Below are 19,925 nucleotides of genomic sequence, written 5' to 3' on the forward strand. Positions count from 1 at the left end.
TTCTTTTTTAATATATCCATCATTAAGCCGTCACCTACTGACTGACGACGCCAGACACCCTGGCGCCGTCGATGCCCACTTAGTTCATTTGTCGGTATAACGCATGCATTGCACGCACTAAGCCTTTCACATCGTCTTCATCATGGAAGAGATGGGTCGAAATTCTCAATGCGTACACATTTTCAGTGTCCTCTTTGTACAATCTGAAATCTGTGGTTCGAACGATATATCCATATTCTTCACGTAAACGATCACGGAACGTGGTCAGTCTCTCACCATCATATAAACCGAATGGATTAAACGTAGTGATCGCACTGGCCAGATCTTCCTTATCCGGCGAGAAGAAATACGCATCGGGCATGGCTGCCTTCAAGCGTGATTGGCACAGGTGTTTTAACCCTAACACACGATTCTCAATGCGCTTACGACCGATATCATCCCACATTTTGCAACTGTCTACCAATGCTTGCTTCGCTGGATAGTTATCGTTACCAATGTATTGCAATGGAAGCTGTGTGCCGGAATCGGCAGAAGTGGCTAGAGAGGAGTTGATGAACCACAGTGGCGTAGCACGATCTGACCAGTATTCGGCTAAACGGGTGGCATTATCTCGCACATACAAAATACCTGTGGCCCCTGCGCCGCACTGCCATTTATGGCCAGATCCCGAGAAGAAATCACAATCCATGTCATGCAGATCAACCGCCATCATTCCCACTGTGTGCGCACCATCCACCAGCGTCGGTACAGCATAGGCTTTTGCCAGTTCACACAGTTGCTTCGCGGGCAATGCAGTACCGGTTTTATAGGTAATATGAGAGAACACCATTAAGCGGACATTGCTGTGTGTGTTCAACGCGTCCCTGAAGGCCGCCACGTAATCCTCGGCCGTCACATCTTCGCTGCCGGTGTACACAGGCAACTGCACTTCAACTACTTCTACACCAAAGCGTTCTTTCACAACATGAAGCGGTGATGTGGCTGCAATGTGTTCATGGTGGGTCGTCAGGATGACATCCCCTTCACGCCAGTCCAAACCATTAATAATGGTACACAGACCATCGGTGGTATTACGGCTTAGCACCAACTCATACGGTTCTGCGCCAAAACCGGCTGCCACATCGTTAATCATTTCCGTCATGTGTGGCCATTCACCAAATCGGCCACCCAAATCCCACGGATCTTTGGCGATTCGCTGGTTATTTTTGTTGTACGTTTTCAGTACATGCTTGGGCATTGAACCAGTGGTACCCACATTCATGTATGTCGTTCTTTTGTCCAACACGAACTGCTGCTGCACATCACGCCAGAAGCGTTTATTGTGTCTGTCGTTGTGTGACGCTTGCCAGCTGTCTTCCCATTCATCTGCATGAGCAGACTGACTAAACACACTGCTCGTCAGCCCAACAGCGGCCACAGTGGCGGTGCCTTGTAAGAAACGACGGCGATTTGGATTTTTCAATGTTGAATCATGGTGACTCATTAACGACTCTCCTTGTGTCTTTAATAGTAAGAAAATACCCAATTTCACCGACAATAAAGCATAAAGTGTTACCAAATGTAAAAACGAATTATTAAATTACCAGCAAAAATCATTCTTACAGCAAATATTATGACTATCATTTAATCAATCGCACATTATGCGATCAATAAACTGCTTATAATTTGTCAGGTAATATCGCCCCATAAAAATAAAAAAAAGCCCATTGCATACACAATGGGCTTTTCAAGAGATTGACAGTCAGAATTAATTATTCTTTACGCTACAATATGCATTAAAGGCTGTTTCAGTATTTTCAAATTTCTCTTTCTCAGCCAATTCCCAAGGACGCTCACACTGATTGGTTTTTTCACACCAGGTATATCCGGCTGATCCTTTACAGCCGTGTGCATCTTCATCAGCCCCGACTTTGCCAGATGGCGCAGGTGCTTCGCCACATCCCATCAGTACCATAGAGCCCGCCAGCACTGCCATTACCTGCCAACCTGCTTTTTTTCGCCCCTGTACCATATATTTACCTCTGCTTTGCTCAATTATCTTAATGGTAACACTATGATTAATTGTTTATTTTTTCATCGATTAATCATTGTTTTTTTACCCAATACGATCAATATTGGCTTAAAGTGTGATTTGTATAACAATTTAAGCCCTGATGTATTGCTGTTATACAAGCATCGCCATTAATATCTATTTCGTCCAGTACAGAAACTGAATGAAGCGGATATCGTATAATGGTATTACCTTAGCTTCCCAAGCTAATGACACGGGTTCGATTCCCGTTATCCGCTCCAACCTCTTCCCCAGAATCTACCCCTTCGCTTTTTATTTTCCTTTTGAAATAGATTTACACCCCAGCGTAATGACTCTATCGTTATTAGATAATTTTGGCTGCCAGGGACGGAAAATACGATGCCGAATACTTTACCTATTCTCTATTCTTTACGTCGCTGCCCCTATTGTATCCGGGCGCGTATTGCACTTCTATTTGCCCGGCAGCCCGTCATATTGCGGGAAGTAAAGCTGAAAAATAAACCGCCCGCAATGCTGGAAATATCCACAAAAGGCACGGTACCGATCGTCGTCCTGCCATCGGGTGACATCATTGAAGAGAGTTTGGATATTATGCGTTGGGCATTAGCACAGAACGATCCTGACGATTTGTTGATAAGAGCGGGTCAATCTCAAACATCCGATGCACTTCACGACACACTCAGCCTGATTGCCGAATGTGATAACCGCTTCATTCCTGCTTTGGAAGCCTTCAAACATTCCGCCCGCTACCATACCGCCTCAGAAGAGGCTGACAGGATGGCCTGTTTACCGTTTATTGAATACCTTGAGTCTCGGTTAATTGCCTCGCCTTACTTAATGGGGGAACGACCGACCCTTGCTGACTTTGCACTATTGCCTTTTATTCGCCAATTTTCCCGTGTCGATAAACCCTGGTACCGCGACATGGCCTGGCATCATATTCAACAATGGCTGACGAATTTATACGCCCATCCTGTCTATGGGGCAGCCATGCGCGTTTATCCGGTATGGCAAGAGGGTGACGAACCGTGCATGTTTCAATAACACCATTCATATGGCAACGTTCACCCTGATCATACGCCGAATACATCAGACCATGATGCTCTCCTCTCTATTCCCGACGATCACATTTCACCGAACATTTCGATAACCGGCCGCCACATCTCATCCAGTGCTTCATCGGAAGGTAACGGTGGCTGTTCGATGGTACGGATCACTTTACAGGGGTTCCCGACAGCCAACACATCCGCCGGAATATCTTTCGTGACCACACTTCCTGCACCAATCACGGCACGATCGCCAATCGTCACCCCGTCAAGAATAACGGCCCCTGCCCCTATCCATACATTATCGCCAATGGCAATCGGATTCGCAGGCGCTACAGGCAATACCCTTTCAGCCAGTGTCAGTGGGTGACTTGCTGTCGAGATCACCACATTCGGACCAATCAACACCCGCTCACCGAACGTCACGGGTGCCATATCTAAAATTTTCACTCCGGCGTTAAGAAAGCCGCCCAATTTGAAGTGAATATTTTTCCCCATGTCACAATAAAACGGGGCAACGATATGTGCGCCATTATGGCTGCCTAGCAGATCATTGAGTAAAGCAGCTTGTGATTCATGGTCAGAAGGACGTAATGCATTAAAGTCATATAACTTTTCTTTTACGGCCATTTGTTCTGCGAACAGTTCGGGTGTGATGGGGGTATGATAAGAAAAATCTGATAAATCTTGGCTCATGGATGATGACTCTCACAAGAAATTTGTATTAGCCTATGATAATCAATGAGATAAGCATATATTATTGATGAAAAAACGTGCACCCAGCCCCATTAAATGAGGCAGACATACCATGAATGCACAGAGAGAATGAGTGAGCTTATATCGCTGCACTCAATACAAAGCCCAGCGTCGCACCAATCACAATAAAGCCGAGTTGAACGATGACATTGGTCACCGCCAAGGTAAAACCAACGATGGTATTCACACTGAAAACAACGGTAAAAATGGCACTGCTTATTGCGATAGCCACAAAGGAGGCCATGACCATATCCCCGATAAAATATGCCGCTGCCACAGATAAACCCAGTGACACTGTCACGGCAAAGAGGCTTTTGATCAATCCGGGAATGTCCACATTTAATAAGCGGGCGGCAACTTTAATGGATATCACAGAGAACACCAGTACCCCTGCAATCAATCCCGCCAATGTCATATCAATATTTTGTAGCATCAAAACCAAACCACGATTCGTCATATAAATAACTGTGATTTTGATAATAAAGCATAATAATCACATGCCTAATAGGCGGTTTTTGTCCCATTTCTATTCTGCGAGTGACATAAATATTGAAATGAAAAGCCTGTAATTGACGAAGTTAATAGTTGAGGCGTTGAACATCAGTTCGTCATTTTTTTGACAAAAATCAGTCTGTTACTCTACCAGTCTCACTGAATCCCTTCACCATCATGAACGCTTTTCTCGTGTTAAATACCCTTGTTTGCGCATGCACGTCGCCCCTTCACGCAATAATTCTTTGGCTTGTTTAATCAGCGCGTTCACTTCCATTTCATTAGCATCGGCATCTTCCTGATGCTTTTCCAAAGCCTGTCCGACTAAGTGACGAGATTGCTCGCGTTTCTCATCATATTGACAAGTATGCTTAACCATTTTTATCGTACGCTCACTGGCTACCATGCCCGATGGCGCGATCCATTCAAACTCTCTCGGTTTTTCTTCTTCTGTGCTTGCACAGGCGGACAACACACCTGCAATAAGCAGCGAGAGAACAGTGTTTCTGTATAATGTTGAGTTCATAATCAGTCGTAAAATAGGTTTAATAATCCGTCATTAATAAGACGTCAGTACGCGGATAGAGCTTACGGTATTATCAAAATCCGTTGCATTCCCTTTTCCTCCCTTTCGGGTATAGAACGCCCCCGTATAATGTTTACCTTCATAAAAACGCACAATCCAACCTGGCGGTACAGAATAGGATGACAACGCATCATTGAACTGAAAGTCACTCAAATCCGGCTCATCATGGGTAATAGCGACCGCTTTACCCCGCAGATTAAGTTGACTATAAATCATCAGTTGCTTGGGTGTCGTCGGTTCTAACTCCTCTTCACCAAACAAAGAAGTGGTGATACATACAGCCTCTTTCTCTTTGCAAAACAGACTGTCTTCACCTTGCGCTTGTTCACATCGCTGCTTTACTTTGTACCGAGCAAAGGATTCCGTTACACCCACATCGGCATAGACATCCATAAACGGCTTTAACGTACAAACATAGACTTTTCCCTTTAGGCCTGAGTAGTGTTTCACCTCTGCATTTGCTGATAGTGGAACAAAAAACACACCCAATCCCATCACCGCCGTGACAAGACAACGCATCATTTTATTTCTCATGGGTTCCTCTGCCTATTGGCCTGTAAAGCACTTGTGTCGTTGAAAACATAGTAAGCCGCAACACGCATTATGCACATACGTGCATTCAGATGCATGATAAAACTGAGACTGAAACTACATTCTTTGGCCCGCTTTCTTTTTATGCCTGACCCCGCTTTTACCCTGCACATTTTCGTAAGCCTGATCAATAGATTATTGCCCTCATATAATGGGGGGATTTGCTCTGATGACTATTGAGCATACCTGCCAGATTGACTACAATGGCGCACTATTTATTTTATAGAAGCAATGAAGATGACTGATACTACATCGCAGCCAGCTCTACCGGATCGCCTATCTGGTAACCCACGTAGCCCACACCACGTAGCGGCATGTTTCGAGTTCAACATTGGCATCCGTCTGAACGGCAAAGAGCGTTTCGATGTTGAAGAATACTGCATCAGTGAAGGTTGGGTGAAAATCCCTTCTCCTAAAGCCCTTGACCGTCGTGGCCAGCCTCTGCTGATCACACTAAAAGGCACTGTAGAAGCATTCTACAAGTAAGTGATTGCCTTGCATCACACTCATCTATGAAAAAGGGTCTACATTTGTAGACCCTTTTTGCATTTTATCTCCGTCCGCTTTCTTCGCCCTATCAACCAGATCGCTCATTTCACTTTTACACCAGTTTTTCATCTCTATCCTTCTTATCGAACAAAACTGATCTTTACCTGTACAGACACCTGTATAAAGCACTGTATACAGTACTGGTTATACAGGGGTTTTATACTGTATATCCTTCTCTGATCTTGATGGCGATCGCATAATACTCAAAATAGAAAAATATTAGATCATTTTGATGACTATGTTTTTATCCATAAAAATCAATACTTTAATATTGATTGCGGCATTTTCATCGGTTGTCGCGTCGGTTTATTATCAATTGTGTCGTTAAAAATGCTTGCAATGAGGTCCAATAAAAACTACTGTACGCACATACAGTATGTATAAATAAACACTATCTTGGAGTGATGGACTATGACGGCTTTCTACAACAACCTTGAGTCAATTTCAGTATCACAGGCATACAAGGCAAGCATGGCTTTCTCGCAAGAGCATGCCATCACTCCACAAGCGGTTAACTGCCCGATTGAAGTGTGTTTTAACACTGAAATGCAAACGCAACTGGCTTACTTCCTGCGTATTCTGAAGCAAGCCAGCCAACAAAACCGTTGGATCATGTTCATTGGCCAAGACGCATTAATCGATAAACGTCTGCTTAAAAACGCAGGCGTCGATATCAATAAAGTACTGGTTCTGACGCATAAGAAAGGCTTGTCTGATCAAGCTCTCATGGAAAAAGCGCTGGCCAGTGACAATTGCAGTGCCGTGATCGCACTTGGCCACATCGGTGACTTTTCATCACATGCCATCCGCGCGGCAGCGGAACGCAGTAACAGCTATGCATTTGTGTTAAATCCAAACAGTAAAGGCCATGTGAACTTTCACTGAACAACGCCTCGCTGATACCAAACTCAGCCTCACTCCCCCCTTCGTCATGCTATCTTTGAACATGTTGATAGCATGACGACTTTTCTGCCTGCCCTGTTTCGTTTCCCTGACGCCCCCGTTCTGTAATTTGGTATACCTTTAATAGATCCCTCACGGCATGTATAGGATCTTGTTATGGAAAAAAAGCTCGGGCTGGGTACATTAACGGCATTGGTGATCGGTTCGATGATTGGTGCTGGGGTATTCAGTCTGCCGCAAAATATGGCCGCCGTTGCCAGTCCACTTGCCGTGATGATCGGCTGGATCATCACAGGGATCGGCATGATCTTTCTTGCGCTCTCCTTTCAATACCTTGCGCAACTTAAACCAGAGATTGAAAGTGGTGTGTTTGGTTATGCGCAAGCCGGTTTTGGGCATGTTGTCGGCTTTTTTTCGGCCTGGGGATATTGGTTCAGCGCCATGCTCGCCAATGTTTCTTATTTGGTGATCGTCTTTGGCACCTTAGGTTTGCTGTTTGATCAACCCGATCTGTCCCTCTTTGGTGCCGGTAATACCTTCCTATCACTGATAGGCTCTTCGATACTGCTGTGGTCAGTGCATGCACTGGTACTGCGCGGCATACAAACAGCGGCAACAGTGAATCTCATTACGACCTGCGCCAAGCTGATCCCATTAGGCGTATTCATTGTTTTCGCATGTATTGCCTTTCGCTGGCACACATTCACGTTTGATTTCAGCGGATTACATAAAGGTAATGCCAGTAATCTGTTAGCGCAGATCAAAAGCACAATGTTGATCACCGTCTGGGTGTTTATTGGAATTGAAGGAGCGGTCATTGTCTCTAAACGCGCTAAACACCGTCGGGATATTGGGCGAGCCACGATACTGGGACTTATCACGGCACTGTTTATTTATGTCAGTGTTACATTACTGTCTATGGGCGTGGTTAAGCATGATGAATTGGCGCAATTCGCCAATCCGTCTATGGCGCAAGTGTTAACGACCATTTTAGGTCCGGCAGGAACCATCATTATTGGGATCGGCTTGTTGATCTCTGTCTGCGGGGCATTTCTTAGCTGGACAGTACTCACCGCAGAGGTGCCTTTTATCGGCGCACAAGACCGCATGTTCCCTCAACATTTCACCCGACAAAATCACGCAGGAACACCGGTTAATTCCTTATTGCTCACCAATGGATGCATACAAGTGTGTTTGGTCATCGTGTATCTGGCGGGCAGCACTTACGATACCTTGCTGGTTATTGCTTCCGAGATGATCCTGGTGCCCTACTTACTCGTCGGTGCATACACGTTGAAATTGGCTTATGAGCGAGCAGATCGCGGCGGATTAATGGCCGTCGGATTAGGGGCGACCAGCTATGGCCTATGGTTATTGTATGCGTCAGGCCTGTATTACTTGCTCCTTTCTGCCATCTTGTATGTCCCGGGCTTGTTCTTTTACTTACAGGCGAAAAAAGAACAAGGCGAAGCCCCCTTTAACCATAGAGAGAGAATGGGCGTTGCGTTACTTATCATCACTGCCACCCTCGCCGGCACACTCCTCTGGCAAGGCGTTGTATAAACCGGCTGTTTACTCCCGTCACACCTGTGATTGCATACAAAAAAGCCAGCATCCGCTGGCTTTTTAACTGTCATCCCCTACGAGAAGGGGAAAAGAACGCTTATTCCACTTAGATAATGTGCGCACGCAGAAGCTCACCATCCTCATCAAGTAAAATGATCTTGCACGTGGCTTTGGTTTCAATTTCCAACAGTTGGTCTTCATCCAGTGAATAAGGCAACTGAATAGTAATTTCATCAATCTTATCTGCTCGTGCCAATCGCAAGAGTCGGATCAGGTTATTGGTATCACTGATACTGGTAGAAAGCACTTTCAATGCTTGCTCCTGCAACTTCTCTGAAGCGGAGAGCCCATCAGTAGGCAATGCGCTGTGACGTGCCACCTCAAAAGAAGGGATCAGCGCTTTCAGCGCGTCAATCAATGTAACTTCCTGCTTGCAAGATGCTGACAAGAATGAAGTGTAATTAAACACCACATTACTGTTATTTGAGAATTCAACGAATGTTTCCATAATCATCCCTAAAAGAAACATAATTTCGATGGTTAATGACTCTATGCATCGTGTTGGTTACATGAGTTGGTTGAGACTACTATACGACTTACTGAAGTTTGAGGTATGTCTAATTTCTGAAAACATGCTCTTGATCTTCTTTTTCATTCAAAAAAACCAAAAAATAAATAACAACAAAACAACTGATTAACAAATAAAAAATACAATCAGCACACTCATCAGCATTCTGATAACGCAACGCCTTTTCAACATTCAATGACGCAAAAAATATTACGCTGGCAAAATGACATTTGTTTCATGCATTGATGGAAAATAAAAATCAGTGTGCATTTATATTGCCACCTTTGATATTTATTATATCAATAACTCTGAAAGGTGCTCTTAATATTATAAAATATAAATAATCCACTGTTTTTTATGCTGATATTGAGTCAAATTCAGCACTTTTGTATTGTGATAATTCAATAAACCATTGTTCGAAATTATTTCTCATCAAGCACTGAATAGGTGGTATATATTATCGCCAACTGCTGACAGTGATAAATCGCATACAGTGCAAACTTTATGCACTCGTCAACCGCTCTACAATATTTTACTTATAAAACAATAACTTATACACAAAGTAGCGATTCTTTCATATGTCATTCTTTCATAATAAAAGTGGTCGTTGAGCCCATCGCTCTGATAAATTCTCACACCTTAATAAATCATCGTTTTATTATTTCAAATACGAATCTCAGCCCAATGAAATACAGCGTAATTTTGCATGCACATAAATATCACATATAGATATTCTACAAAATGCCATTATCTTAATACTTTTGTCGGAACAGGTAGAATGACATATATATATGTCATTCGGCCATTCCACTGATGAAAGTACATATAATGTTAAATATCATTATGAGTTAAAATTTGCTCATTTTGATAAATTACCATTAACATCTCCCCTCAGAGTCTCAACACTGAATCCATTTGAATATATTATTATTATAAAAAACAGTGTATTTCAGCCATATATAACAGCCATAAAAATGTTATCAGTTTGTAAGGTCGAGTATGAGTGTTATTGTATTATCCACCTTGCTGCGGTTCTCTTCGACGGAGAAAAAACCACCATATTGCGTTGAATATAACATTATTGTTACACCGTATGTGACGGCGTCACAAACATTCACATTGACGACAGACGTGTTTGTAACGTAGTGCTATTCAAACACCCGAATGAAAACGGTTATAAAGCAGTAAGAGAAGACAAACGCGGCAAAGAAAATCCATCACCTTGCCGCCGTTTTTGTGTAACTGGAATAATCGCCCTTTACCCTTGTTTCAGGTAGAGGACATTATCAGGGTGATCTAATGGTTCGCACTGTTTCTGTTGCTCATCCAGCGCTGACAGCTGCTCCCTCATCTCGCGCAATTCTCTTTCCATGTAACGTATGTTTCTCACCAGCACTTGCCTATCCATAACCATCCTCTTTATGAATGAAACTGTCAGTAGCATAACAGTTTGATTTGCACGGTATGTGCTCAGTCATGCTTTTTGACTATTTTTATATTGCAAAAAAATCTTCATTAAGCATTGGTTAAGTATTAAGCCAATAGGAAAAATGTCAAACTCATGATCCTAAGCACATGGGATAGATGACAATATAAATAAGAAGCGTATGATATTTGTTTGAGAAAGTGCTGGCGATCTCTAAGTTTTGCTCTTAGAATGCGCCTGCTTTGGGGAGTAGTCACCAATTGTTCGTCTGTCGTCATCTCGAAGTCAAAAGCTTCCGGCAGCCGAGGATGGATTTGTAAACACAGTCCTTACACCATCTTGACGAGACCAACGCCATTAATCATGCATTCCATTGCAGGATGTTGCTTATCTATAGGTAGCCCCTCTACCTCAGGAACAACATCATTTGTTAATGCGCGAAAGGTCTGGTTAGTCTTTATTGCCTGCCCTTTTCGCGCGATCGTTCGTGAAAGGAGAAAACCATGAGCCTTTTTAGCTACGAAGGGTTCTTTGTTCTGACCATCTTGATGTTGGCGCTGGACTTATACCAAACCCGTGGCGGTAAAGTTACCATCAAAAAAGCAGCGATTTGGAGCCTGTTCTGGGTTGTACTTGCTCTTGCCTTTAACGTTGTTATCTATATGTACTGGCCACAAATGGCACCTGACAGCACATACACTAACAGCGAAGCAGCAACGGCCTTCCTGACCGGTTACTTACTGGAAAAATCTTTGAGTGTTGACAACCTGTTTGTCTTCGCACTGATTTTCGGTCAGTTTGCCGTGCCTGAATCAATTCGCCCTCGCGTATTGATGCTAGGGGTTGTTGGTGCGCTGATCCTGCGTGCGATCATGATTATGGTGGGTGCTGAGCTGCTAACACAGTTCCACTGGATCCTATACATCTTTGCTGCGTTCCTGCTTTACACCGGTTACAAACTATGGAGTGAAGACGAAGACGAGCAAGAAGATTTCTCTGAATCGCTACCTGTACGTCTGGTTAAGAAATGTTTCCGTGTCACTGATGATTACCGTGGTAACAACTTCTTTGTTAAAGACAGCAAAGGCTGGTTGGCAACGCCACTATTAATTGTGATTGCGGTTATCGCGCTGACTGACGTGATGTTCGCACTGGATTCTATCCCAGCGATCTTTGCCGTAACGAAAGAACCGTTCTTGGTGATGACAGCTAACGTCTTTGCCCTATTGGGTCTGCGTTCTCTGTACTTCGTACTGGAAGGCATGTTGACGCGTTTCTGCTACCTACGCCCTGCACTGGCGTTCATCCTAAGCTTCATCGGTATTAAGATGCTACTAATGGAAACTGCGTACGCGATCCCTACCGTTGTGTCTTTGGGTGTGATTGTGTTGACCATTACTGCAGCCATCCTTGGCTCACTATGGAAAACCCGCGACATGGACGCTGAAGCGAAATAAGCGTTAATGCGGCATATCCGCTAAAGAGACAGCAAAAAGCCCCACATTGATGGGGCTTTTTTATTATCACCCGTTTTATACATCACCTGTTGGGGCAATGCAGATCGAGGTTAGTAACGGCGGTAGTTCTTCAAAGTTGAGAACTTCTCTTCCACCGGTTCACGGATAGGTCTGTCGTAGCCGTAGATATCCTCTCGCATTTGCAGTACATCATTTTCATCCACCCATGCAGTCACGTAGGTAAAGTCCACATCGATCTTCCTGGGTAGATTGATGTTGTCGATCTCATCCGTTTTCACAAAATGGCGATAAGATTGAGAACGGCGCTGATAGTCCAAAATGTAATCAGCCAGTTCTGCGGCTTTTTCTACCCGCACACACCCTGAACTCAAATTACGTTTGGTACGATTAAACAGCCCCCGCGCCGGCGTATCATGCAGGTAGATGGAGTAATCATTTGGCATCAGAAACTTCACATTACCTAAAGCATTGGTCGGTCCTGGCCCTTGCATGAACTCATACGGGAAAGTTTCAGGATCCACCGTACTCCACTCTATTTGATCAGCCGGAATTTCCGTGCGATCACGCCAACTATTAATAATGGTCAAATTTTTACGCTGAAGATAATCTGGCGATCGTTTCATCCCCGGGATCACATCTTCTTTTTTTATCGTTTCAGGCACGTTCCAACGTGGATTCACCACCATCACACTCAGCGCTGAAGAAAACAGGTTAGTAGGACGTGCGGTACGGCCAACAATGACTTTGGACTCAAACACCACTTCGTCTTTATGGGTGATGATCATATGATAATCCGGAATGTTGACCCGAATACTCGGTCGCTCCGCCCCGGTCGCACCAAACTGATTACGATGGAGATTCAATGCAATCAAACGCGCGACTTCTTCATATGGCAGTGCCAGTTGACGAGAGGTCGCCGGACCATAAATGCCATCCACATGTAACCCGTTACGCTGTTGGAAGCGTTGCAGTGCCATATGGACTGCGCCACGATTGGTGATGATCGCCTCATGCTGCAGCCAATCATAATCATGTTCAGACAGATCGCCGTGCTGATATAAGATTTCTATCACTTTATGACCATTGGGCACTAACTGCCCTTCCCGCACCATTAAGCGTGGCGTCGGCACATATTCATGGGGGGCGAGATCCTGATAACGCCTTGCTTGCAACAAGCTACGCTGCGTCACGGTAAATTCTGCTTCGTTCACACGCAAACTGTTCATTAGCGCGTCTTCATTCGCACCAATACGCAAAAACGCATTCACCGGATGCGTTTCCAGTGCTGTCAGCATCTGATGATTCACTTGCGGTAAGGTTTGATGACGGAACAATAAACTTGGGCGCTTCGTCATTTGTTGCATGACAACCTGATAAACAAGATAGGAATCTGTCGCGAGAATATCAAACCCCCGCTGATCCTGTTTCGCTTCCAGGTACTCCAACTCCATGATCCGCTCTGCCATGCCCGGCATGAGCTTCGCATAGTCCAACGTACGCAAACGTGTGTACAGGGCCTCACGCAACATCAGGCTTTCCCATATCGGCATATAACCGTTAGCGGCATAGATACGGTCAACGGCCACATCAAAACACAACGCCTGTGTGGCATTCACACAGAGCTGTCGGAAACTATTTAATGCGTCGGGTTGAGTCAGTGCGTAATCAAGCCGAGATTGAGGTTGCTGAGGCGAGGCAACAGGAAACAATACGTCAGGTTGTGCGGAATCCTCACTTACCGTATTGGTCGGCTGGGCATTCACACTAAACGTTGACGCACACACTGAAAGAAACAAAGAACTGAGTATTTTGACTGGACGAGAACTAGAGCGGGTGCAAAACATTACGAACTATCCTGAGCTGCGAACATTACCTATGAATAGGGCTCAATCCCTGAACGGGGCATGATAATCAATGCTGGCTATCGCTTCTTCGACGCACAACGCATATTACTAGTATTAGTCAATTTTGTGTCATATTGACAAATTTATAAGCTAAAAAATTGACATTAAAAGGAATTAATAATTACGGCGCACCAAGCAAACAAATTTTATGTATTACAGATAACCCTAAATTTATGTGACGCATGAATCGAATTTCTATTTTGGAAATTAACTTGGTATTTATTTTCACTTCAAGAAACATGATAAAAACAGGTATCTTAGTACCCATAGTAAACACGTGGTTAATGAGATCATGACACAAGAACAATTCAAGAAAATCATCACCAATCCAAACCTGTCGCCAAAGCAAAAATCAAGCTACCTGGCGCTAGAAGCTGACGCGAGCCTGGATTACCTATCTGTTTCTGATGCTGTAGCAGCAGCGATGAAAGACGCCGTTTTGTGTGACATGTTTGAAGGCAATGCCCCATTCAAACCACGTTATGTGCTACCGGATTACGCGAAGTTCCTTAAGCAAGGTTCTGAGTACCTTGAGCTGGCACCTGCGACCGATTTTGACGAAGCGCTGAACAACCTGACTATCCTGTACCACCACGTGCCGTCTGTGACGAACATTCCGGTATACCTGGGTCAGTTGGATGACGTGCTGCTGCCATACGTTGGCGATTTGAGCGACGAAGCGGTTTACCGCAAACTGCGTATGTTCTGGATCATGCTTGACCGCACGCTACCAGATGCCTTCATGCACGTGAACATCGGCCCAACCGATAACATCATCTGCCGTACTATCCTACGTGTTGATGCCGAGCTGAAGCAGGTTGCTCCTAACCTGACCTTCATGTACGACCCTGCGGTAACACCAGACGACCTACTGCGCGTGGCTAACCAGAACATCTGTGAATGCAGCAAGCCACACATTGCGAACTTCCCAATGCACGCTAACGCGTACGACGCACGTGGTTTTGGTATCGTGAGCTGCTATAACTCGCTACCTCTTGCTGGCGGTGCAAACACGCTGGTACGTATGAACCTGAAAGAAGCGGCAAAGAAAGCGGATTCTAGCCAGCACTTCTTCGACAGCGTACTGCCACAATACTGTGCAACAATGTTTGAACTGATTGAAGCGCGTGCAGCCTTCCTGCACGAAGAATCCGGTTTCTTCAACAGCTTCCTGGTAACAGAAGGCCTGATCGACGAAGACCGTTTTGCGCCAATGTTCGGCATTTACGGTATGGCTGAAGCGGTAAATGCGCTGATGGAAAAAGACGGCGCTGAAGGGCTATACGGCCACGCAGAAGCAGCTAACCGTCTGGGTCACAACATCTCACGTACGCTGAGCGAAATCGTGACTGCAACACCCGTAAAATACGGTTACAACGGCCGTGCACTACTGCACTCTCAGGGCGGTATCAGCCTGGATGTTGACGTAACACCGGGTGTACGTATCCCTTACGGTACAGAACCGGACCCAGTGAGCCACGTTCAGGCACTGGCTGAGCATCACCAATACTACACATCGGGCATCAGTGACATTCTGACTATCGATGAAACAGTGAAAGCGAACCCAGAAGCGATGTACCAGCTATGTAAAGGTGCACTGGCAATTGGTTTCCGCGAGTTTACCGCGAACGTTCACTCTAACGACCTGGTTCGTGTAACGGGCTACATGATCAAATTGTCTGACATTGCCAAGTTCAAAGAAGAAGGTTCGCGTACCAACACCACCGGTCTGGGTGAGGAAGCGGCGGCAACAACCGGTATCCTGAACCGTGCACCACGAGTAGTAAGTCATGAGCAAGCACCGCGTTACAGCGACGGTCAGTAAGATCTTAAACTTCTCATGCGTTGACGGGCCTGGAAACAGGCTCGTTATCTTTTTGCAGGGCTGTAATTACCAGTGCAAAAACTGCCACAACCCGCACACCATTGGCGTGTGTAACCATTGTGGTGATTGTGTTGCACCGTGTCCGGCCAATGCACTCAGCATGGAAGACGGTAAAGTGAAATGGGATGCGAGCCTGTGCACCCATTGTGATTTGTGTTTGTCGGTTTGCCCTAATCAGTCGAATCCTAAAACACAAGTCATGACGCTGGATGACATTCTGGCGCTGGTGCGCAAACAGCATTTCTTCCTCTCCGGGATCACAGTCAGTGGCGGTGAAGCAACGTTACAGTTGCCTTTCATTGTTGCACTCTTTGAAGCGGTTAAGGCTGATGCCGAGCTCCAGCATTTATCGTGCATGGTCGACAGTAACGGTAGCCTGAGCCAAACCGGATGGGAAAAATTGTTGCCTGTATTAGACGGGGCAATGATTGACTTAAAAGCATGGCAGGAAGAAACCCACCAGTGGTTAACCGGGCGCAGCCATCATCGCGTGATGCAATCTATCTCGCTACTGGCTGAGCACGACAAACTGGAAGAAGTGCGTTTACTGCATATTCCGGGGATCACTGACTACGTCGGCGAAATTGATGCCGTCAGTACCTATCTGCACACCCTACCCGCCCGCACCACGATCCGCTTAAATGCGTTTCAGCACCATGGTGTGACAGGGGAAGCCCTGGCATGGGATGTGTGCAGCAAAGAGGAAATTACTGATTTTGCCACACAGCTCGAACAACGTGGACTGACCGTCACGTACCGCGAGCCACTAAATGTTTAGCGTGAATCTCTCGCATTCATCACGCTAAACACCTTTAACGATACCTTTCCGTTACACCTTTCTCTACTCTGCGCTAGCGCAATAACGCGCTGTATTTACTCAGAGGAAGGTGTTTTTTCATGCTGCGCCGCATGCGCCACATCCACAATTTGCTCGTACAGCCAACGCTGCGCGGGATCATTCATACTTGGCTGATGCCACACTAAGCTATACGACACTTCACCGTAATTAAACGGCAAGGGTTTTATCACCAAGCCTTTCGCCTGCAACGCCACATCCGCCCACTGGCGAGAACACGTAAACAGCAACTCACTGTGATGACACATCACAGCGGCGCTGCCAAAATCCGGCACGGTGACCGCGATACGACGTTTATGATGCTGTTGCGCCAACTGCATTTCAAAAAACGGAACGTTCAAATCGCTGTCCATGATACTCACATGGCCGTAATGCAAATAGTCTTCCACCGTTAACGTCTTGCCTGCTAACGGATGCTGGGCGCTCATCAAACACACCATTTCATCATCGAGCAACGTTTCCCACACCAAATTACTGTTCGCACTTGGCGGCTGACTTTTGTCATGAGGCAATAAAATGAAATCCAACTGCCCTTTTGACAGGCTGTCTAACCCCATACTCTCTCGAGACCAAATTTCCAGACGCATGCCCGGTGCCAATGCCAACACACGTGCGGTTAAAGACGCCGCCAGTAGCTCAAACGTACTTTCTCGCATCGCTAACGAAAAGCGCCCTTGGTAAGAAGCCGGATCAAACGCTTCTTGCGTCAGCATCTGATTCATTTCATTGATCATCTGATGCACGGTCGGGCCTAGTCGACGCGCTAATGGCGTCGCCACCAACTGATTACCGTGACGGTAAAACAGTTCATCATTGAGGCTTTCACGCAATTGCGTCAGGGTTTTACTGACCGATGACGGGCTTAGGCAAAGTCTCTCTGCACTGGCTGTGACACTCAGGGTGTCCAACATGACATGAAGCGTGACAAGGTGCTTCATACTGATACGAGAAAGTTTGATTAAATCCATACACGCTGCACTGGTTATCGTCGATAAAAAAAGCCAGTAGAACACTCTACTGGCTTGTTTAATAATAAATTAATCTGATTAAGCGTCAATGAAGATTAACGCACGCCATGCAGAAATTCTGCACGGGTTGCTGGGTTACGTTTGAAGATCCCACCCAGTGCTGTGGTCGTGGTCACGCTGGTCGCATCCATCACGCCACGGGCTTTCACACAGTAATGTGTTGCGTCAATGGTGATAGCAACATCTTCGCTTTCCAGCAGCGTTTGTAGGGCGACCAAAATCTGCTGCGTCATACGCTCTTGTACCTGCGGACGCTGGGCAAAGAAGCGCACGATACGGTTAATCTTCGACAAACCAATGATCTTGCCACGTGGAATATACGCCACGGTCGCTTTACCGTCGATCGTCACCAAATGGTGCTCACACGTGCTGGTCAGGGTAATGTCTTTTACGCGTACCATTTCATCACAGTTCATCTTGTTTTCGATAACGGTGATTTTCGGGAAATTGGCGTAATCCAAGCCAGAGAACACTTCGTCAACGTACATCTTCGCGATACGATGCGGGGTTTCCACCAGGCTATCATCCGACAGGTCCAGAGAAAGTAACTCGAGGATTTCACGCATGTGATACTCGATTTTCTCTTTTTTCTCTTCGCGGCTGACTACCTTGTCAGTCATCGGCGTTTCAAGGCCACGATCAATCAGTGCCTGGCGCACCTTTTGTGCAGATTCGCTAAATGCAGTCATTCTTTTCCTCCAACTCGCCGACTAAAACGGATAAAAAATAAGCACCGTTAGGTACTTAGACACTTTCATCAACTAGCCAGCCATATTTCAACCCGCAGGATACCTGTAATTCAACAGAATTACACCACGAATTTACTCAGGTATTAGTGCTCCCCCCCTTTTTTTGTCATAATAATGTCTATTAGATTATAAGAACATGATTGACGGATACCATTATGGGATGTTGTGATGCGCCAGGTTTGATGCCTGTTGAAACGGCTTTGAATAAAATTCTGGACCAAGTAAAACCACTGGATACCGTAACAACGGTTGCCCTTGCCGATACGATGGGCAAAGTGCTTGCGGAAGATATTCTTTCCCCTATTAATGTGCCGCCTTTTGCGAACTCAGCAATGGACGGTTACGCGCTACGCAGCGCTGATCTTGAACAAACTGACACCCTTGAAATGGTCGGTAAATCCTTTGCCGGTATTCCTTTTGACGGTATCTGCCAGTCAGGCCAATGTATTCGCATTATGACCGGTGCAGAGCTACCCGCTGGCACTGACACGGTGATCATGCAGGAAGAAACAGAAGTGGATGGCAACAGCATTCGCTTTACGGTAAAAGCCCCTTGTGGTGATAACGTGCGCCCGGTTGGTGACGACGTTGCCCAAGGTGATGTGGTGGTCGCCAAAGGCAACCGCATTACGGCACGCGAAATGCCACTGCTGGCTTCACTGGGCATTGCGACACTGCCTGTTTTCGTTCGCCCAATGGTGGCGTTTTTCTCTACCGGTGATGAACTGCGTTCAGTGGGTGAGCCACTAGAAGCCGGTCAGATCTACGACAGCAACCGTTATGGTATTCGTGCCCTGCTAGAAAAATTTGGCTGTGATGTGATGGATCTGGGTGTGATCCCTGATTGCCCGGACAAACTGCGTGAAGCCTTCCAAACTGCCACACAAGCCGATGTGCTGATCACCTCTGGGGGTGTGAGCGTGGGTGAAGCAGACTACACCAAAGACATTCTGGACGAACAAGGCCAAATCGGTTTCTGGAAAATCGCCATGAAGCCAGGTAAACCTTTTGCGTTTGGTACCATCAACAATACATGGTTCTGCGGCCTGCCGGGTAACCCCGTCTCTGCCATGGTCACTCTGTACCAACTTGTTCAGCCAATGCTGGCAAAACTGTCTGGTCACAGCCATTATCAGCCACCAAAACGCCTGAAAGCCAAAGCCACCAGCGTCTTCAAAAAACGCCCTGGCCGTGCGGATTACCAGCGCGGTATTTACCAGATCAATGAAGACGGTCAATTGGAAGTGGCGACAACCGGTAACCAAGGCTCTGGCGCATTCAGTTCTATGCATCATGCCAACTGTTTTGTGGTGCTAGAACAAGAACGCGGCCGTGTGATGCCGGGTGAAGACGTCACTATCGAGTTGTTCAACCACACCATGTACTGATTAGCACTGAGTCCGTGTGGACTTAGTCTGTCCATTTAGTCCCGTTAATAATGAAGGGGAGCATCCCCTTCCCCACAACGTGATACGCCGGGCAACCGCGTGTCACGTTGTCGTCAAAGACA

Annotated in this window: 19 protein-coding genes and 1 tRNA gene; 9 read left to right on the forward strand and 11 right to left on the reverse strand. The window is 45.9% G+C overall.

Going from position 1 to position 19,925, the window contains the following annotated elements:
• Window positions 1-79: 79 nt before the first annotated feature.
• Together ABT58_RS10065 and ABT58_RS24305 are read right to left on the reverse strand one after the other, a co-directional pair.
• A complete protein-coding gene (locus ABT58_RS10065) occupies window positions 80-1,483 on the reverse strand; it encodes an aminotransferase class V-fold PLP-dependent enzyme (protein ID WP_047874279.1) in 1,404 nt (467 codons plus the stop codon).
• 264 nt (window positions 1,484-1,747) lie between these two features.
• Window positions 1,748-2,011, reverse strand: a complete 264-nt coding sequence (locus ABT58_RS24305; RefSeq protein ID WP_189595473.1) for a hypothetical protein — start codon at window positions 2,009-2,011, stop codon at window positions 1,748-1,750.
• 207 nt (window positions 2,012-2,218) lie between these two features.
• Between ABT58_RS24305 and ABT58_RS10075 the strand changes: the two genes are divergently transcribed.
• Both ABT58_RS10075 and ABT58_RS10080 read left to right on the forward strand, forming a co-directional pair.
• Window positions 2,219-2,292: transfer RNA gene (locus ABT58_RS10075), tRNA-Gly, on the forward strand.
• A gap of 118 nt (window positions 2,293-2,410) precedes the next feature.
• Window positions 2,411-3,076 carry a glutathione S-transferase gene (locus tag ABT58_RS10080; RefSeq protein WP_047874280.1) on the forward strand — a complete coding sequence of 222 codons (666 nt, stop codon included), beginning with the start codon at window positions 2,411-2,413 and terminating at the stop codon, window positions 3,074-3,076.
• 80 nt (window positions 3,077-3,156) lie between these two features.
• Here the strand turns inward: ABT58_RS10080 and ABT58_RS10085 are convergent, their stop codons facing one another.
• The 4 genes from ABT58_RS10085 to ABT58_RS10100 all read right to left on the reverse strand — a co-directional run bounded on the left by ABT58_RS10085 (window position 3,157) and on the right by ABT58_RS10100 (window position 5,446).
• A complete protein-coding gene (locus ABT58_RS10085) occupies window positions 3,157-3,774 on the reverse strand; it encodes a sugar O-acetyltransferase (RefSeq protein ID WP_047874281.1) in 618 nt (205 codons plus the stop codon).
• Between the two features lie 139 nt (window positions 3,775-3,913).
• On the reverse strand, window positions 3,914-4,291 hold the full coding sequence (locus tag ABT58_RS10090) for a hypothetical protein (RefSeq protein ID WP_047874282.1): 378 nt from the start codon (window positions 4,289-4,291) through the stop codon (window positions 3,914-3,916).
• A 210-nt stretch (window positions 4,292-4,501) separates the two neighbouring features.
• Window positions 4,502-4,852 carry a hypothetical protein gene (locus ABT58_RS10095; protein WP_107205015.1) on the reverse strand — a complete coding sequence of 117 codons (351 nt, stop codon included), beginning with the start codon at window positions 4,850-4,852 and terminating at the stop codon, window positions 4,502-4,504.
• Window positions 4,853-4,885: 33 nt separating this feature from the next.
• On the reverse strand, window positions 4,886-5,446 hold the full coding sequence (locus tag ABT58_RS10100; protein ID WP_229821764.1) for a beta/gamma crystallin-related protein: 561 nt from the start codon (window positions 5,444-5,446) through the stop codon (window positions 4,886-4,888).
• A 294-nt stretch (window positions 5,447-5,740) separates the two neighbouring features.
• On the opposite strand from ABT58_RS10100, the gene ABT58_RS10105 reads away from it, so the two are divergent.
• The 3 genes from ABT58_RS10105 (at window position 5,741) to ABT58_RS10115 (ending at window position 8,518) form a co-directional block, all read left to right on the forward strand.
• Window positions 5,741-5,989 carry a DUF3297 family protein gene (locus tag ABT58_RS10105; protein ID WP_047874285.1) on the forward strand — a complete coding sequence of 83 codons (249 nt, stop codon included), beginning with the start codon at window positions 5,741-5,743 and terminating at the stop codon, window positions 5,987-5,989.
• Window positions 5,990-6,463: 474 nt separating this feature from the next.
• The gene (locus ABT58_RS10110) at window positions 6,464-6,937 is read left to right on the forward strand and encodes a cell division inhibitor SulA (RefSeq protein ID WP_047874286.1); all 474 of its coding nucleotides are present in this window, start codon (window positions 6,464-6,466) and stop codon (window positions 6,935-6,937) included.
• Window positions 6,938-7,111: 174 nt separating this feature from the next.
• The gene (locus ABT58_RS10115) at window positions 7,112-8,518 is read left to right on the forward strand and encodes a basic amino acid/polyamine antiporter (protein WP_047874287.1); all 1,407 of its coding nucleotides are present in this window, start codon (window positions 7,112-7,114) and stop codon (window positions 8,516-8,518) included.
• Between the two features lie 109 nt (window positions 8,519-8,627).
• Here the strand turns inward: ABT58_RS10115 and ABT58_RS10120 are convergent, their stop codons facing one another.
• Window positions 8,628-9,029, reverse strand: coding sequence for a hypothetical protein (locus ABT58_RS10120; RefSeq protein WP_047874288.1), 402 nt, complete (start codon window positions 9,027-9,029; stop codon window positions 8,628-8,630).
• A 1,318-nt stretch (window positions 9,030-10,347) separates the two neighbouring features.
• Window positions 10,348-10,497: a hypothetical protein gene (locus ABT58_RS24045; protein ID WP_156168822.1), complete on the reverse strand. Its 150-nt coding sequence runs from the start codon at window positions 10,495-10,497 to the stop codon at window positions 10,348-10,350.
• 521 nt (window positions 10,498-11,018) lie between these two features.
• Between ABT58_RS24045 and ABT58_RS10125 the strand changes: the two genes are divergently transcribed.
• Entirely contained in the window at window positions 11,019-11,972 is a 954-nt protein-coding gene (locus ABT58_RS10125) for a TerC family protein (RefSeq protein ID WP_047874289.1), read from the forward strand.
• Window positions 11,973-12,082: 110 nt separating this feature from the next.
• Here the strand turns inward: ABT58_RS10125 and ABT58_RS10130 are convergent, their stop codons facing one another.
• A complete protein-coding gene (locus tag ABT58_RS10130) occupies window positions 12,083-13,837 on the reverse strand; it encodes a L,D-transpeptidase family protein (RefSeq protein WP_047874290.1) in 1,755 nt (584 codons plus the stop codon).
• Between the two features lie 352 nt (window positions 13,838-14,189).
• Between ABT58_RS10130 and ABT58_RS10135 the strand changes: the two genes are divergently transcribed.
• A complete protein-coding gene (locus ABT58_RS10135) occupies window positions 14,190-15,722 on the forward strand; it encodes a YjjI family glycine radical enzyme (RefSeq protein WP_047874291.1) in 1,533 nt (510 codons plus the stop codon).
• Window positions 15,688-16,560, forward strand: coding sequence for a YjjW family glycine radical enzyme activase (locus tag ABT58_RS10140; RefSeq protein ID WP_047874292.1), 873 nt, complete (start codon window positions 15,688-15,690; stop codon window positions 16,558-16,560). Before ABT58_RS10135 ends, ABT58_RS10140 begins: the two co-directional genes overlap by 35 nt.
• Before the next feature lie 95 nt (window positions 16,561-16,655).
• Here the strand turns inward: ABT58_RS10140 and ABT58_RS10145 are convergent, their stop codons facing one another.
• The gene (locus tag ABT58_RS10145) at window positions 16,656-17,606 is read right to left on the reverse strand and encodes a LysR family transcriptional regulator (protein WP_047874293.1); all 951 of its coding nucleotides are present in this window, start codon (window positions 17,604-17,606) and stop codon (window positions 16,656-16,658) included.
• 95 nt (window positions 17,607-17,701) lie between these two features.
• The gene (folE, locus tag ABT58_RS10150; protein WP_047874294.1) at window positions 17,702-18,355 is read right to left on the reverse strand and encodes a GTP cyclohydrolase I FolE; all 654 of its coding nucleotides are present in this window, start codon (window positions 18,353-18,355) and stop codon (window positions 17,702-17,704) included.
• A 215-nt stretch (window positions 18,356-18,570) separates the two neighbouring features.
• Here folE and moeA point away from each other — a divergent pair, with 215 nt between their 5' ends.
• A complete protein-coding gene (moeA, locus tag ABT58_RS10155) occupies window positions 18,571-19,803 on the forward strand; it encodes a molybdopterin molybdotransferase MoeA (protein WP_047874295.1) in 1,233 nt (410 codons plus the stop codon).
• Window positions 19,804-19,925: the final 122 nt, after the last annotated feature.

The sequence above is a fragment of the Photobacterium aphoticum genome (assembly GCF_001029435.1).
Classification (GTDB): domain Bacteria; phylum Pseudomonadota; class Gammaproteobacteria; order Enterobacterales; family Vibrionaceae; genus Photobacterium; species Photobacterium aphoticum.

Excerpts from the sequence above, each read along its gene's own strand:
- ABT58_RS10065 (WP_047874279.1), bottom strand. The coding sequence starts at position 1,483 with ATGAGTCACCATGATTCAACATTGAAAAATCCAAATCGCCGTCGTTTC.
- ABT58_RS24305 (WP_189595473.1), bottom strand. The coding sequence starts at position 2,011 with ATGGTACAGGGGCGAAAAAAAGCAGGTTGGCAGGTAATGGCAGTGCTG.
- ABT58_RS10080 (WP_047874280.1), top strand. The coding sequence starts at position 2,411 with ATGCCGAATACTTTACCTATTCTCTATTCTTTACGTCGCTGCCCCTAT.
- ABT58_RS10085 (WP_047874281.1), bottom strand. The coding sequence starts at position 3,774 with ATGAGCCAAGATTTATCAGATTTTTCTTATCATACCCCCATCACACCC.
- ABT58_RS10090 (WP_047874282.1), bottom strand. The coding sequence starts at position 4,291 with ATGACGAATCGTGGTTTGGTTTTGATGCTACAAAATATTGATATGACA.
- ABT58_RS10095 (WP_107205015.1), bottom strand. The coding sequence starts at position 4,852 with ATGAACTCAACATTATACAGAAACACTGTTCTCTCGCTGCTTATTGCA.
- ABT58_RS10100 (WP_229821764.1), bottom strand. The coding sequence starts at position 5,446 with ATGAGAAATAAAATGATGCGTTGTCTTGTCACGGCGGTGATGGGATTG.
- ABT58_RS10105 (WP_047874285.1), top strand. The coding sequence starts at position 5,741 with ATGACTGATACTACATCGCAGCCAGCTCTACCGGATCGCCTATCTGGT.
- ABT58_RS10110 (WP_047874286.1), top strand. The coding sequence starts at position 6,464 with ATGACGGCTTTCTACAACAACCTTGAGTCAATTTCAGTATCACAGGCA.
- ABT58_RS10115 (WP_047874287.1), top strand. The coding sequence starts at position 7,112 with ATGGAAAAAAAGCTCGGGCTGGGTACATTAACGGCATTGGTGATCGGT.
- ABT58_RS10120 (WP_047874288.1), bottom strand. The coding sequence starts at position 9,029 with ATGGAAACATTCGTTGAATTCTCAAATAACAGTAATGTGGTGTTTAAT.
- ABT58_RS24045 (WP_156168822.1), bottom strand. The coding sequence starts at position 10,497 with ATGGATAGGCAAGTGCTGGTGAGAAACATACGTTACATGGAAAGAGAA.
- ABT58_RS10125 (WP_047874289.1), top strand. The coding sequence starts at position 11,019 with ATGAGCCTTTTTAGCTACGAAGGGTTCTTTGTTCTGACCATCTTGATG.
- ABT58_RS10130 (WP_047874290.1), bottom strand. The coding sequence starts at position 13,837 with ATGTTTTGCACCCGCTCTAGTTCTCGTCCAGTCAAAATACTCAGTTCT.
- ABT58_RS10135 (WP_047874291.1), top strand. The coding sequence starts at position 14,190 with ATGACACAAGAACAATTCAAGAAAATCATCACCAATCCAAACCTGTCG.
- ABT58_RS10140 (WP_047874292.1), top strand. The coding sequence starts at position 15,688 with ATGAGCAAGCACCGCGTTACAGCGACGGTCAGTAAGATCTTAAACTTC.
- ABT58_RS10145 (WP_047874293.1), bottom strand. The coding sequence starts at position 17,606 with ATGGATTTAATCAAACTTTCTCGTATCAGTATGAAGCACCTTGTCACG.
- folE (WP_047874294.1), bottom strand. The coding sequence starts at position 18,355 with ATGACTGCATTTAGCGAATCTGCACAAAAGGTGCGCCAGGCACTGATT.
- moeA (WP_047874295.1), top strand. The coding sequence starts at position 18,571 with ATGGGATGTTGTGATGCGCCAGGTTTGATGCCTGTTGAAACGGCTTTG.